Here is a 14,042-nt window from a genome sequence, read left to right as displayed (position 1 = left end):
GGGTTTCCAGGGAGAGGTGTGTCCGATGTGGCCGGTCGGCCACATCGGACACAGCCGATCAGTTCGTCGCGGTGAACGTGTACTGGCCGGCACCGACGGTGTAGACAGCTTCGGTGACGCGGCGGGCCCCCGGCCCGGAGGCCTGGACGTTGCGTCCGGCCGCGGCCGGGACGTGCACGGTGGCGCTCGCCCCCGGCGGAACCGTCACCTGGAGCCGGAACCCGTGCGCGGACTTCGTCCACGTGCTGCTGACCGTGCCGTTCGGGGTCTGGTAGCTGCCCTCGGCGTGGGTCAGGCCGCCGACGATCGCGGGCGCGATGGTGAGGTCGCGGTAGCCGACCGAACCGTCCGTCTGCTGGATGCCGGCGAGTCCGCGGATGAACCACGCGTCCACGGCGCCGAGAAAGTGGTGGTTCTGCGAGCCGCCACCGTCCAGGCTCTCCGACAGCGTCGTGTGGCCGCTGGCGATCAAGTACCCATAGCCGGGCGAGGTCGGGTTGACGACCATGTCGTAGATGACGTCGTCACGGTTCCCGGCCTCGAGCGCCCGGAAGAGCGGTCCGAGTGCGACCGAGCCGGTCGTGATGTGGTTGCCCGCCTTGCGCACCGACGCGACGAGGCGATCGAGCACCGCGGTGCGGTCGGCCGGGGCGACCAATCCGGCGTCGAGGGCCATGGCGTTGGAGGCTTCGCTGTCGCTGCCGTAGTAGACGCCCGTCGCGTCGACGTGGCGGAAGCGCGTGCCGAACTCCGTGGCGAGCTGGGCGGCCAGGGCGGTGTACTTGGTGTGGTCGGCGGTCTTGCCGAGGACCTGGGCAACACCGGCCATGTCGCTCGCCGCCGTGTAGTAGCCGGCGAGGATGGCCAGCTGCATCGGCGTGGTGTTGTCCGTCGCCGACCAGTCGCCGAGCCCGGGGATGTCACCGTTGTTGGCGGCCTTGTTCTTCGCCTCGTAGTCGAGCCAGGCCACCATGTTGTCGTAGGAGGTGGCCATCGTCCGGGTGTCGCCGTAGGTGAGGTAGAGCTGCCACGGGATGCGGATGACGGCGCCGCCCCAGTTGACTTCGTCGAGGAACTCGATGGTGCCCTGGGGCTTCGTCTGCGTGGTCGGTGCGACGCGGTGGAACTCCGGGGCGATGTTGGCGATCAAGCCCGGCGACACGTCACCCGGCTGCCGCTGCGCGGTGACCATGTTGCGCACGAGCTGGGGCTCGAAGGCCGACATGTCGTAGTCGGTGAGCAGGGCGTCGAGATTCTGCAGGTTGTCGCCGGTGTACGGGCCCTTCTCGCGGTCCGGGCAGTCGGTCATGACCGACATCATGTTGCTCTGGATCGCGCGCTCGGTGATCGTGTGGATCTGGTTGAGCACGTCGCTGGACGAGGTGAAGTCACTCGCGCTCGGGTTCGCCGCGTGGATGACGTCCATGGTCACGGTGTCCTTGGCCGGCGCCGTGCGCAGACCACTCACCTGCAGGTAGCGGAAGCCGCTGTAGGTGAACTGCGGGTGCCATGTTTCCTTGCCGTGCCCGGAAAGCGTGTACCGGTAGGCGATCTGGCTCCCCGGTTTCGCGCCGGTGCTGGCGATGTCCAAGGTGCCGTCGGCGGCGAGGTTCTCCGCCGGGATCATCGTCACGGTGTCGCCCGCTCGCCCGGAGACCGAGACGCTGGGCCAGCCGGAGCGGTTGGCCCCGAAGTCGAGGATGTACGAGCCGTCGGCCAGCTTGCGGATGCTGGTCGGCCGCACGGTCTGTGCGACGGTGACCGGCGGGCGCGGATTGGCGCGCAACGGTGTGGTGTCGCGCGGCGTCGTGGCTTGGGTGAGCGTGACCGGGCTCGCCTGCTGCCAGCCCGCGTTGGTCAGCGCGGCGGCCGAAGTCAGTGACTCGCTCGCTCGGCGGGCGTCGTACTCCTCTCCGCTCCACCACGACGAGAAGGTGGTCGGGCCGAGCGCGGTCCGCCAAGTGCCGTCGCTGGAGACGACCTCCCGGTGCCCGTCCTGGTAGGTGATCTCGAGCTGGGCGATGACCTTCGGTTCCCCGTACACGGTGTACTGCTCCAGGGTGCCGCCGAAGAAGTACCGCCCGGGAGTCTTCACGCGCTGGTAGGTGCCGCTACCGGTCTGCATGCCGATCGTGTTCGTACCCGACCGGAGTGCCCTCGTGAGGTCGTAGGTCCGGTAGTCGACCTCGGCGGAGTACGTGGTCTGGCCTGGTTCGAGCACGGCGTCGCCGACCGGCCGGCCGTTGATGGTCGCGGCGTACATGCCGAGCCCGGTGGTGTAGAGGCGGGCCTGCTTGACCGCACCGTGCACAGCGAACGCCTTGCCGAACACGGGCAGCGGAGTCTCCTTCCCGTCCGGCTGGGTGCAGTCGTACGACGGGTTCTCGATCCAGCGCGCCGACCAGTCGGAGGCGGACAACAGCCCCATCTCCCAGCTCGACGGATCACTCCAGGTCGAGACTCGCCCCGTGGTGTCCCACGTGCGAACCTGCCAGCTCACGTGGTCGCGGGAGTGCAGAGCCGGGCCTGCGTACGGGATGTTCGAGGTGCCCGTGGAACGGACTTTCCCGCTGTCCCACAGGTCGCGTTTCCCGTGCTGGGACGGTGACTCGAGGGTCGCGCGGATCTCGTAGGCCACCTGGCCCGCCGAGTCTTTCCCCGGCAGCCAGCTGAGCAGCGGTTTGTCGGCGTCGATCCCGATCGGGTCGGCGAGGTTCTCGGTCTTGAGCGAGGTCGGCTTCGCCGAGCTGCTCGGTGCGGCGGCAGCGGTTGCCGATCCGGACACGGCCAGCAATGCGACGGCGAGGAGCGTGAGGACAGGGCGCCGGCGGTTCATCGGAAGTCCTTTCAGCCGGAAATGGGGGCGGGCGGGTTCGCGCGCTGCGGCGCTACGCACGGTTCACGATCCGGACCGGCCCCAGCAGGCCCGCCGGCTTGAGTTCGGTGCCGGCGGCGATGTTCTTCAGCGGCGGCTGCACGTACGCGATCGGCGTTGCTCCGGGCTGCTGGTCACCGACCAGCCGGTTGAACCAGCTGTTGGTGACCTTCACCTGCAGGGTGTTCCGGCCACCGCGAAGCGCACCGGTGATGTCGAGCCGGTACGGGGCCCGCCACGCGATTCCCGCGTCGGCACCGTTGATGGTGACCTGGGCGATGTCGTGCACCTCCCCCAGATCGAGGATCACGCGACCACCCAGCTTGGCCCACTCCGCCGGCGCGTCGAACGTCGTCGAATACGTGGCGGTGCCGGAGAAGTACCGGATCCCCGGGTCGCTCTCCTGCGTGAAGGACCGGAGGTACGCGAAGTTCGCCTTGGCGGGCGCGCCCCGATCGGCGGGGAAGTCGACCTGCCACGCACCGGCGATCGCGCCGATCTGCCGGTCCGCGGTCACCGCGACAGTCTTCGACCCGGGCTTGCCGTGCGAGACGACGAGGAAGATCGAGTCCGCGGGTCCGAGGTCGACGGTCAGCTGAGTGGCGCCGCTGGTGGCGTCGAACGTGATGGGTGCCGTCTGGCCCGACACCGGATCCCAGGTTTCCACGGCGCTTCCGGCGGAACGCAGCGTCAGCGGAATCGTGGTGCGCACGTTGCGGCGGTTGACGATGAAGTAGATGTCCGCCGAGTCGGTGCGGCGATGCGTCAGCCACAGGGGTTCGTTGGCGGTCAACGGATCCATGGCATCGAGCCGGAAGGTCCAGTCAGGCGTGACCCCGAGCTCGGCGAGCGCCTCGGCCGCGGTGACGCCGCTGAAAACACGACCGGCGCCGACGACGCGATCGCGCTCCTCGCCGTCGCCCCACAACCGCGTGGCCAGCTTCTGGAACTCCGCGTCGTCGTCCGCCAGGCTCGGCGACCCGAGCGGTTTCGGCCCGGCGATCGCCGCGCCGGCGTCCACGAACCCGGCGAGCTTGCGCAGCACCGCCAGCGTGATCCGCTGGGCATCGCCGCCGAGCTGGAGCAGCGCGTACGCCTGGCCGGAGCGGGTGACGATCCGCCTGTCGCGCACCGACATCTCGTTCAGGATGACCGTGCCGTTCACGAAGTCGTAGTCGTACCCGATCGGCTGGTCGGTCTGCCGGAAGGTGCGGCCCCACACGCCGGTCGCGGGGGCTTCCTGTCCGTAGAAGTACGCGACGTCGGCGACGTGCGTGCCTCGTGACAGCAGCCAGCTGCACCGCGACAGGTACGTCGTCCACGGCTTCGCCACCTCGGCCCAGGTCTCGAGCCGGGTGAAGAACGACCCGATGCCGTTCAGCGTCACGCCGGGACCGCGGTCGAGCGGCTGGTGCACGGAGGTGTGGATCATGAACCGGGTGGCACCCTGGGCGAGCATCTCGTCGGCCAGGGGCTTGAGATCCTTCGGGGTGAAGCCCTGCGGGGTGAAGGTGAATGCCTCGACCGCGGCCTGCGGCCGGCCGTAGATGTGCGCGACCGACGCGGCGCCACGCGTGTCGACCCGATAGGTCTCGAACGACTGGTCCCCCGGCGCGAACGCCTCCCCCGACGCGCCCATGGGGAAGTCCGCGTACTGCCGCATCTCCATGTCGTCGCCGAACCAGCCGCGTTTGTCCTCTTGCGCCTCGGCATAGGTGCGTTGAATGCCGCGTTTGTGCGCTTCGGCCGGGATGATCTGGTAATGGTTCTGGGCCAGCAGCTCGTTCAGCGTCCGCCGCCAGTCCCACAGGAACTTGTCGGCGTCCGCGGCGCTGTCGACCGGCACGCCGGTGAGCACCGGCAGGTGCGGAGCGGGGTCGTAGCCGCGGCGCTTGCGGAACTCGTCCAGCAGCGATTCGGTCCAGTTCTGGTATCCCGCTTCGTAACTGTCGTTGAGCAGGCCGGTCAGGCCGCGGCGACCGAACAGGTCCTTGCCGGCGGCGTCGGTGAGCATGTCGAGGTAGGTGTTGAGGTACTTGCGCACGCGGCCGGCGTCGAGCTTGTCGACCTCCAAGCCGGTGGCCGCGGTCGACGCCGGGCCGTTCTGGTGACCGGTGAGGCTGTATCCGAGGCGGACCACGACCCACGTACCGCCCGGCGCCCGCCAGTTCAGCGTCCCGTCCGGTGCCATCCGGCCGGTGAGGTCGACGACGTCGGACCGCCGGACCGCCGGACCGCCGCCCTGTGAAGGGGTGGCCACGTGGTAGTAGTTCGCGGTCTGCCCGAACCCGGCCTTCACCTCGAACTCGTGCACGGTCGCGACGGTGCGCAGGATCAAGCTCGCCAAGGCGATCGGAGCCGACGACGGCGCGGTGGAGCTCTGGCCGAACACGACCTTGAAGTACTTCGCCGTGGTCTGCGGGACGAACAGCGTGCGCTGCACCCCGCTGTACACGCCCTGCGCCAGCAGCGTCCACTGCCGGCCATCACGGCTGCTGTAGACCTGCGCCGACGGCCCGTACTCGACGACATCGTTCCACCCGCTGAACGCGGCGCCCGCGGCGATCGTGACACCGGTGACCGCGACCGGGCGCTGGTATTCGAAACGCACCCATGTGCCGGCCCCTCCCGCCGCGGGCAGGTACTGAGCGTCGGCGACCGAAGCGTTCGACAGCTTGGCTACGTCCAGCGGGACACCCTGGTCGCCGTTCGACGTCGGGGTCGCCTTCGGGTCGGCCTGCAGTCCGCTGGCGAAGACCTTGGGTGCGAGAGCCGCTTGGTTCTGGGTTCCGTTCGGGACGCGGTAGGCGAACACGCGCGCGTCCCGGTAGAAGGCAGGCAACGGAGTGGGGGTGGACGAGGCCGCCGCGGAATCCGCGAACTGGCCGGCAACCGCGGGCGGTTGCGGCAGCTTCACCTGACCCCGTCCGCCCGCGACCCACGTCTCGGTCCACACGTACTTCTTCATCGCGTCTTCGGCCGTCACCCAGGGTCCGCCGGTCTCCGACCACCCCGGAGAACAAGCCACGTCGGCCTCGAGGCCCAGCCGGTCGGCCTGCTGCATCGCGTAGCGGAAAGCCGACTTCCAGCCGTCGGACATGTACGGCAACGGATTCGGCACGACCACGGGCACCCGCCCCGCGCCGTCGAAGTTCACCATCCCGCCGATCCCGGCGCGTTTGAACCACTCCAGGTCGGCCTTGATGCCCTCCTGGGTGATGTTCTGGTTCATCCAGTGCCACCACACCCGGGGCAGGACTTCCGCGGGCGGCGTTCTGAACCCGCCGAGCACGTCCGAACCGTCCATGGCCGAGGCGAGCCGCGGGAGGGCCAGGTGCGCCGGCTCGGCTCCGCCGGCTCGGGCGACGCTCAGCCCTGCCGCGGATTCCAGCTCTCCCGCTGCCTCCGCCGCGGTGCCCGGCAATGCCGCGGTACCCGCCGCGCCGAGCGCCACCACGGCCGCGCCACGCAGAAACCCTCGCCTGCTCGTTGACATCACTGTCCTCGTTTCGTTGAGCTGAAACGATTCATGCGAATCTAGACCTGACTGAACGCCGCCGGCAATCCTGCGAAAGTTCCGAGTTTCGCTTGCACGCCACCAAGTAAGCGACGGAAACCGGGTGCTGGGCGCACGAAAGCATCACCCCGCCGCTTGCCTGAGCAAAGCGGTATCGGGGTGTCGCGATGGTGCTGCCGTGCGCTACAAACCAGGCTGCGGTGCCGACCAGTCCCAGGAACCCGTGGGACGGGGAGGCGCCCGGTGGAGGCCGGATCTATGGCGCACAGAGACTCCTGGGAGGCCGGAGGGGTACAGCCTGAATTCGTCTATGAATCGTTTTACCTCACGGGGACATTACGAGGGTTTCCCTTGGCGGACAAGAGCTTGTCCGGATTCGGTCAGTCGCGGGGTCGGCGACGGTCAGACGAGGCCGCGCCGCGCGGCCCACACCACGGCTTGAATGGGAGTGGCGAAACCGAGGCGGTCACAGATCGAGCGCATCCGCCGGCGAACGGTGCGGTCGGACAGCTCCAGCCGGCGAGCGATGATGTCCAGTGGCAGGCCTTCAGCGAAGAGCGCAAGCAAGTCGAGCTCCTCGCGCTCGAGCGTGGCGTTCACCGGATCACCGCCCTCTGCCACTCCGCGACGACAACGTGCGAGGTCCCCGTCCGCCCGAGCCCGCCGGCTGAGGCGTCTCGCTCGGATCCTGGCGCGTCATCGCTACCTCCGGATTGAAAGGTTTCACCAATCCTGGCGGTGTGACGCTACTATGGGCCCGCGAGGCTCGTCAACGAGTGACAAGATCACGCGCGCAGGGTTGTGCTGCCGAGCCAGATGTGACTTATGACGTTTCAATACCCACGGCGCCTGACTGGCCACCGGCCGCCCCGCAGGCAACGCGCGAGCTAGTCGAATCCCGACAAGCCGCGGTCGTCGGCAAGACGCCGTCTGGTCGAGTCCAGCGCGAACGTGACGGCCCCGACGACCTCGGCGCGCGTCCCCAAAGACGAGCGCAACAGCCGCAGACCATCGGTGATCGCCGGCTGCGCGTACCGCCGCACGCTTTCCCCGACGGCATCGACGAGGACGTCACCGGCGGCGCTGACGAGGCCACCGAGGACGACCGCCCCGGGGTTGAGGCTGGCGCACAGGTCGGCGATCGCCCGGCCCAAAGTCCGCCCGGCGTCGGACACGATCCGGCACGCCAGGGGTTCCCCGTCGCGCACGAGCTGAACGACCCCGTCGAGAGTCAAGGGTTCGCTGCGGGTGGGCTGCAGCAGCTCGATGATGCGCCGGCCCGAGGCGAGCGTGTCGAGGCAACCACGACTGCCGCACCAGCACAGGGCACCGTCCTCGTCGACCAGGACGTGACCGATCTCGCCGGCGATCCCGGCGGCGCCCTTGTAGAGCTTCCCGTTGAGCACGAGCCCGGCGCCGATGCCGCTGGACACCTTCACGTAGAGGACGTCGTCGATTCCGCTCGCGACGCCTTCCCACGCTTCGGCGAGGGCGCCGAGGTTCGCGTTGTTCTCGAGCCAGACCGGCATGCCGATGCGTTCTTCGAGTTCGGTCGCCGGGACCACACCCGCCCAGTTGTTGAGGACGCGGCCAAGGGTGATGCTCCCCGTCGCGCGGTTGACCGGGGCGGGCAGCCCGACGACCACCTGCCGGACGACCTCCCGGTCGATCCCCGCCTCGGCGGTCAGCTCACTGACCAGCTTGGCGGCCGCGGACAGCGACTCGGCGGCGAAGTCGTCGACCTGCATGAGCACTTGCTGCTCGGCGAGGATCCGGCCTGACAGGTCGGCCAGCGCGGCTCGGATGTGGGTCCGGCCGAAATCGACGCCGACCACCGCGTCGGCGGTCTTGGCGAGCCGCAGGAGTCCGGGCGGCCTGCCGCTGTGCGAACCACGGGTGTCCGGATCGGGCACGTCCTCGACCACGGTGCCGTCGGCGACCAGATCGCTCACGACCGCCCACACCGACGTCCGGGAACGCCCGGTGACCTCGCGCAGGCGAGCTCGGCTCATCGCGCCGTAGCGGCTCAGCGCGTAGAGGACGTGCTCCCTCTGCGACGGGCTCGGTGCCGGGCCGGATGCCCGGGACGGTCCGTTGGTCACCTGTCCACCCCCATTGGCTTCCCCGATCTTCCAGCGTATCCGCGACGCGGATGGATTGGTCACGTGTTCGCCGTGGCTGCCGTCCGTTCGAACACCCCGCGCACTCGCGCCCACTGCTCGAACTCCGCGAGGTTGTCCACGGTGATCACCTGCGGCTGAAGTCGCCGCTGGTTTCCCTCGAGGCCCACCGGGGCGAAGCCCAGCAGCGTCAGTGCGTCCGCGGTCCCGAGACGAGCGGCGAGGGCGATCGCGGCGGCCGCGTAGTAGCCGAAGTAGTACTCACGGATCCAGATGCTCGCGAAAACGGATCCGCGCCGGATCGCGGCCGCGGTCTCGGGCAGCATGTCGTTGCCGACGATCGCGACCTCGCCGGCCCGCCCGGCGTCTTCCACGGCCGCGGCCTGGACGGCCGCGTGGTACCCGTAGACGCCGTAGCAACCGGCGACATCCGGGTACTCCGCCAGCAGCCTGCGGACGTTCGCGGCAGCGACGTCGATGTGTTCGCCGTCGTCGTCACCGCCGACGACCTCGATGCCGGCTTCGGCCATCGCCTCGCGGAACCCACGCAGTTTCCCCGCGGCACCATGAGCGCCGGTGGAGCCGGTCTGCGCGAGAACACGCGCGCCGGCCGGCACTCGCTGTGCGAGCAAGCGACCGGCCTGGCGGCCCAGCTCGACCGGCGTCGGCATGCCGACGTACAGCGCCCGCCCGCAGCCGGGGGCGTCGAGGTCGAACGTCACGACCGGCACCCCGGCACCGGTCGCCTCGCCGACCACGGTGTCGAAGGCCGACTCACGGGTCGCGACGAAAGCCAACCCGTCCACGCCGTTCGCGAGGTGGCGCCGCATCGCCTCCACCTGGTCGTCGACCGATTCGTACTCGGGGGCCTCGAAGACCACGTCGAGTCCCCAGCGTTCGGCGGCGTCGCGCCAGCCGGCGTTGACCATGTCCCAGTACGGTCCGCGGTTCTTCTCGATCACCGCGATCGTCAGCCTGCGGTTCCACCCGCCGGCTCGGTCAGGCGTATTCATAGCGCACCGCGGTCGATTCCAGGTCGACGCCCAACGCCGACTCCGAGCCGATTCCCAGACCCGGCCGGTCGCTCACGTTCGCCACGCCGTCGACGATCGTCACGCCGCCCGAGCTCACGAAGTCCTGTTCGAACAGCGTGTGGCACGCGACGCCCGTGTAGAGCGGATTGCGCGAAGCCACCGCGAGATGGGCGACGGCGGTGTTCGCCACCTTCATCTCGTTGATCTCGTCGACGATGTAGTCGATGTTGTGCGCCTCGGCGACCCGGATCATCTGCTGGCACTTCTGGACGCCGCCGACGCGGCTGATCTTCAGGCTGACGATGTCGGCGGCTTCGGACTCGATCACTCGATTGAGGTCGGCCACGGTGCGGATGCCGTCGTCGGCCATGACCGGGAAGCGCGTCGATCGCCGGATCTTCGCGAGGCCGCTGAAGTCGTTGGCCAGCACCGGTTGCTCGAGGATGACCTTCTGGTGCAGCGGCACCTCCTTCTCCAGAACCTCGGCGATGAGGAGCGTCTGGTTGACCGACCATGCCTGGTTCGCGTCCAGGCTCAGCGTCGCGAGATCCCCGATCACCGGCAGCAGGGACCGGACGATGTCGAGGTCGTATTCGGTGTCGCCGCTCATCTTCTGCTTGAAGAACCGGTAGCCCTGCGACATCAGCCGGGCCATGTCGCTGGCGGTGTCCTCGTAGGTGGCCGGCGTGATGTGGGTGGGCACGCCGTCGTGCATCCGGCCACCGAGAAGCTGGTACATCGGAATGCCGAGGATCTTGCCGGCCAGGTCGTGCAGGGCGATGTCGATGCCGGCCTTCGCCGCGACATTGCCGGCCGGCGAGTAGCGGTCCATCAGCGTGTTCGCTTTGGTCAGCTGCAAGGGGTCGAGGCCGACGAGACCCGGCTTGAGCAGGTCGATCCCACCCAGCGTCGAGGGCGCCGTCTCGCCGTAGAGCCCGGGACAGTGGGCGGCTTCGCCGATGCCCACGACGCCTTCGTCCGTGTGGATCTGCACGATGACGTTGACCTGGGTCTCGTCCTTGACGTAGTACCGCTTGTCCTTCATGTACTCGGGCCGGTAGTCGGCGCGGACGGCGGTGCCGGTGATGTCGGTGATCTTCAAGTGGTCCTCCCTGGAATTGCCGCTGGAGTTCGCCGGGTGTGCGATCAGGTGGTCGCGCGCCGGCGGGAAATCGAGTCGACGATCACTGCCGCGACGAGCACGGCGCCGATCACCATGTACTGCAGATCGGACACGAGGTTGAGCAGGTACATGCCGTTGTAGATCGACCCGATCACGAGCCATCCGATGACCGCCGACCACGCGCTGCCCCGGCCGCCGAACAGGCTGGTGCCGCCGATGACCGCAGCGGCGATCGAGTACAGCAGCAGCGTGCTTCCCCCGAGGTCCTGCGAGGCGGCACCGACGTAGGAAGCGGACAGCACGCCTCCCGCCGCGGCCATCGCTCCGGAGATGGCGAACACGGAAACGCGGATCCGGTCGACGTTGATGCCGGCGCGACGTGCTGCTTCGGCGTTCCCGCCGACGGCGCGCACGCGCTGGCCGTATCGGGTCTGGGTGATCAAAACCCAGAAGAAGACCGCGAGCACCAGGAAGATGATCAGCGCCAAGGGAACCCCGACCGCTCGGTTGAGCTCCCAGACCACCACGAAAAGCACGACTGCGAGACCGACCACCTGGATCACCAGCAGGCCCAGTGGTGGTGCACTCACGCCGGAGCGCACGTGCCGTCGCCGGCTGATCAGCCCCAGCACCAGGAAGCACACCACCGCGACCGTGGCGAGCGCGTAGCCGGCCACCGGTGCGAGGCTGCGGCCCTCCAGCTGAGAGATGGTGCCGCCGAAGGGAAACAGGATCGTGCCGGTTTTGCCGAGGAACCGCAGTTGCAGACCGAGGAACAGCAGCAGGCCCCCGAGCGTCACGATGAACGACGGGACGTTGAGCCGTGTCCGGATGAACCCTTGCAGGGCGCCGAGCACTCCCCCGGCCGCGACAGTAGCCACGATCCCCAGGAAAGGGTTCCAGCCGTTGTTCTGAACGAGGACGGCGAGGATGGCCGCGCCGAGGCCGCAGACCGAGCCGATGGACAGGTCGACCTCGCCGATCAACAGAACCATGACCACGCCCAGTGAAATCACACCACCGTAGGAGATCTGGCGCGCGAGGTTGTGCACGTTGTCGTCGGAGAGGAACCGGTTGTTGATGAGCTGGAAGACGATCCAGATCAAGATGAGGCCGAGGTAGACCGACAGGCTTCCCACGTCACCCTTGCGGATCTGCTTCACCCTGGATCGGACGAGCTCCCCCAGCGTCGGCGCGGCTGGCTCGAGCGGGGCCGGCTCTGACGTTGCGGTCGTCGTCTCGGCTTGTGGGAGTTCTTCCACTGTCCTTTCCGGACTCATGCGAGGTCACCTCCGGTGGTGATGCCGTGCAGCTCCCGGCCGGTGCCGAGATCCGAGGACGAGGTCAGGCCGGTGATCGCGGAGACCACCTGCTCATGGGTGGCCTCCGAGGTGGAGAACTCCCCCGCGTTGCGGCCCAGCCGGAGCACGCAGATGCGATCGGCGACGGCGAACACGTCGGCTAGGTTGTGGCTGATCACGACGACGCCGAGGCCGCGCGCCTTCAACCGCCTGAGCAGCTGGAGCACCTGCGCGGTCTGGGCCACTCCCAGGGCCGCCGTCGGCTCGTCCAGGAGCACGACCTTCGGCTCGCCGAGGATCGCTCGCGCGATGGCGACAGCCTGGCGCTGCCCGCCCGAGAGATCCTCGACCCGAGCCAGCACGTTCGGGATCCGCGCGCCGAGACCGGCCAACAGGGCTCGCGCCTGCTTCGCCATGTCGATCTTGTCGAGCAACCGGGCCGTTCGGCCGGGACCCATCAGCAACTGCTCCCGGCCGAGGAAGAGGTTGGCGACGACGTCGAGGTTGTCGCACAGAGCCAGATCCTGGTAGACCGTCGCGATCCCGAGCTTGGCCGCGTCCTGCGGTGTCGCCACCGTCACGGGGCTGCCTTCGAAGGTGATCTGCGCGGAGTCCGCTGGCGACACCCCGGCGATCGCTTTGATCAGCGTGCTCTTACCGGCCCCGTTGTCGCCGACCAGTGCGACAATCTCCCCCGCCCGAGCCTCGAACGCCACGTCCTGCAGAGCGTGCACGGCACCATAGGACTTCTCGGCGTGCGCCAGAGAAAGCAGGACCCTGCCCTGCCCGTTTTCGTGTTCCGTTGTCACAGCTGCTTCCTTCACCCTGTGATGCCGGCCCGAGCACACGCGTCGGCCGCGCCGCCCCCGCACACCTCGGCCGACGTCGCGAACCCGTCGGCGATCACCGTCGACTTGATGTTGTCGACGGTGACGGCGATCGGCGGCAGGAGCTGCGTCGGCACGTCGTCGCCGGTCGCGTTCTTCACCATCGGCGCCGGCGGCACTGGCTTGCCGTGGGCGAGGAGGATGGCGACCTTGGCCGCCGCGTTCGTCTCGGCCTTGAGGTTCTTGTACGTGGTCATGTACTGGGTGCCCAGGACGATGCGCTGCAGACCCTCGTCGGTCGCGTCGAGTCCGGTCACCGGCGGGATGGGCGAGATGTTCGCCTGCCGCATCGCGGTGACCGCCGCGCCCGCCAGGGTGTCGTTCGCCGCGTAGACACCGACGATGTCGTGCGCACCGATCTTCGCGACCGCCTGGGTCATCTCCGTGGTGGCGTTGGTCGGCGACCACCCGTCGGTGTCGTACTCCGCGGCGATCTTGTACCCGGACTTGTCGAAGACCTCGTGGGCGCCTTGCTTGAAGAACGCTCCGGTCGTGTCCGGCGCCCCGTTGATCATGACGATGTTGCCGGAGCTGTGGCCGGCCGCCTGCATCGCCTTGATCATGGCGTTCGCTTGCGTCTTGCCGACCTCGACGTTGTCGAACCCCGTGCGGTACGCCAGCGGACCACCGGCGGTCCGGTCGTAGGCGACGGTCGGCACGCCCTTGGCCTTCGCCTCCTGCACGATCGCGGCCGAACTGTTCACGTTTGCCGGGTCGAGCACGAGCACCTGCGCACCCTGCGCCAGCGCAGACTCAGCTTGCTGCTGCTGCTTGTCCGCCGCGTTCGCGGCGTTGAAGTACAGCACCTTGCAGCTGGAATCCTGGGCCTTCACGGCATCGAGGAACAACGGGTGATCTTTTGCCTCGTAGCGCGGCGTTGTGTTCTCCGGCAACAAGAACGCGATCGTGCACCCACCCTCGCTCGACCGCGACGGCTGCACCTCGGCGGCACACGCCGACGCGCTCACCGCAACGGTCAACGCCATCAACACCGTGGACAAGCAGGCTCTCTTCATTGACAGCTCCTCTGGCTGGCGCATGCTCTGCTCCGGGGGAATTGCGCGTCGATTCGTGCGCGGCCCTGCTCGCCGGACAGTTTCATCAGCCGAGGCGAGTTCTGTCAACAACAGAACATAATTTTCCGGATTTGCCCGCATTTTCGCCGCTTTTATGTTCAAACGATCA

9 protein-coding genes are annotated in these 14,042 nt (G+C 68.4%); all 9 read right to left on the bottom strand.

Annotation, left to right across the window (positions count from 1 at the left end):
• Positions 1-58: 58 nt before the first annotated feature.
• Positions 59-2,836: an alpha-L-rhamnosidase gene (locus QRX50_RS28780; RefSeq protein WP_285966272.1), complete on the bottom strand. Its 2,778-nt coding sequence runs from the start codon at positions 2,834-2,836 to the stop codon at positions 59-61.
• Positions 2,837-2,888: 52 nt separating this feature from the next.
• Positions 2,889-6,371 (bottom strand): glycosyl hydrolase, encoded by a 3,483-nt coding sequence (locus tag QRX50_RS28775; RefSeq protein WP_285966271.1) that lies wholly within the window; start codon positions 6,369-6,371, stop codon positions 2,889-2,891.
• Positions 6,372-6,794: 423 nt separating this feature from the next.
• Positions 6,795-6,992 (bottom strand): LuxR C-terminal-related transcriptional regulator, encoded by a 198-nt coding sequence (locus QRX50_RS28770; protein ID WP_285966270.1) that lies wholly within the window; start codon positions 6,990-6,992, stop codon positions 6,795-6,797.
• Between the two features lie 287 nt (positions 6,993-7,279).
• Positions 7,280-8,494: an ROK family protein gene (locus QRX50_RS28765; RefSeq protein ID WP_285966269.1), complete on the bottom strand. Its 1,215-nt coding sequence runs from the start codon at positions 8,492-8,494 to the stop codon at positions 7,280-7,282.
• A gap of 59 nt (positions 8,495-8,553) precedes the next feature.
• A complete protein-coding gene (locus tag QRX50_RS28760; RefSeq protein ID WP_285966268.1) occupies positions 8,554-9,525 on the bottom strand; it encodes a substrate-binding domain-containing protein in 972 nt (323 codons plus the stop codon).
• Positions 9,512-10,648: a mandelate racemase/muconate lactonizing enzyme family protein gene (locus QRX50_RS28755; protein ID WP_285966267.1), complete on the bottom strand. Its 1,137-nt coding sequence runs from the start codon at positions 10,646-10,648 to the stop codon at positions 9,512-9,514. The genes QRX50_RS28760 and QRX50_RS28755 overlap by 14 nt, the downstream gene beginning before the upstream one ends.
• Positions 10,649-10,692: 44 nt before the next feature.
• The gene (locus QRX50_RS28750; protein WP_285966266.1) at positions 10,693-11,949 is read right to left on the bottom strand and encodes a sugar ABC transporter permease; all 1,257 of its coding nucleotides are present in this window, start codon (positions 11,947-11,949) and stop codon (positions 10,693-10,695) included.
• The gene (locus QRX50_RS28745; RefSeq protein ID WP_285966265.1) at positions 11,946-12,779 is read right to left on the bottom strand and encodes an ATP-binding cassette domain-containing protein; all 834 of its coding nucleotides are present in this window, start codon (positions 12,777-12,779) and stop codon (positions 11,946-11,948) included. Before QRX50_RS28745 ends, QRX50_RS28750 begins: the two co-directional genes overlap by 4 nt.
• A gap of 11 nt (positions 12,780-12,790) precedes the next feature.
• Positions 12,791-13,873: a substrate-binding domain-containing protein gene (locus QRX50_RS28740; RefSeq protein ID WP_285966264.1), complete on the bottom strand. Its 1,083-nt coding sequence runs from the start codon at positions 13,871-13,873 to the stop codon at positions 12,791-12,793.
• Between the last annotated feature and the right edge of the window lie 169 nt (positions 13,874-14,042).

It is taken from the genome of Amycolatopsis sp. 2-15 (assembly GCF_030285625.1).
Taxonomy (GTDB): Bacteria; Actinomycetota; Actinomycetes; order Mycobacteriales; family Pseudonocardiaceae; genus Amycolatopsis; species Amycolatopsis carbonis.
The sequence above is the reverse complement of the archived record's forward strand: the minus strand, read 5'-3'. Positions and strand labels throughout refer to the sequence as shown.

Bases quoted from the DNA above. Each gene is read 5' to 3' on its own strand.
- QRX50_RS28780 (WP_285966272.1), bottom strand. From the start codon at position 2,836: ATGAACCGCCGGCGCCCTGTCCTCACGCTCCTCGCCGTCGCATTGCTG.
- QRX50_RS28775 (WP_285966271.1), bottom strand. From the start codon at position 6,371: ATGTCAACGAGCAGGCGAGGGTTTCTGCGTGGCGCGGCCGTGGTGGCG.
- QRX50_RS28760 (WP_285966268.1), bottom strand. From the start codon at position 9,525: ATGAATACGCCTGACCGAGCCGGCGGGTGGAACCGCAGGCTGACGATC.
- QRX50_RS28750 (WP_285966266.1), bottom strand. From the start codon at position 11,949: ATGAGTCCGGAAAGGACAGTGGAAGAACTCCCACAAGCCGAGACGACG.
- QRX50_RS28740 (WP_285966264.1), bottom strand. From the start codon at position 13,873: ATGAAGAGAGCCTGCTTGTCCACGGTGTTGATGGCGTTGACCGTTGCG.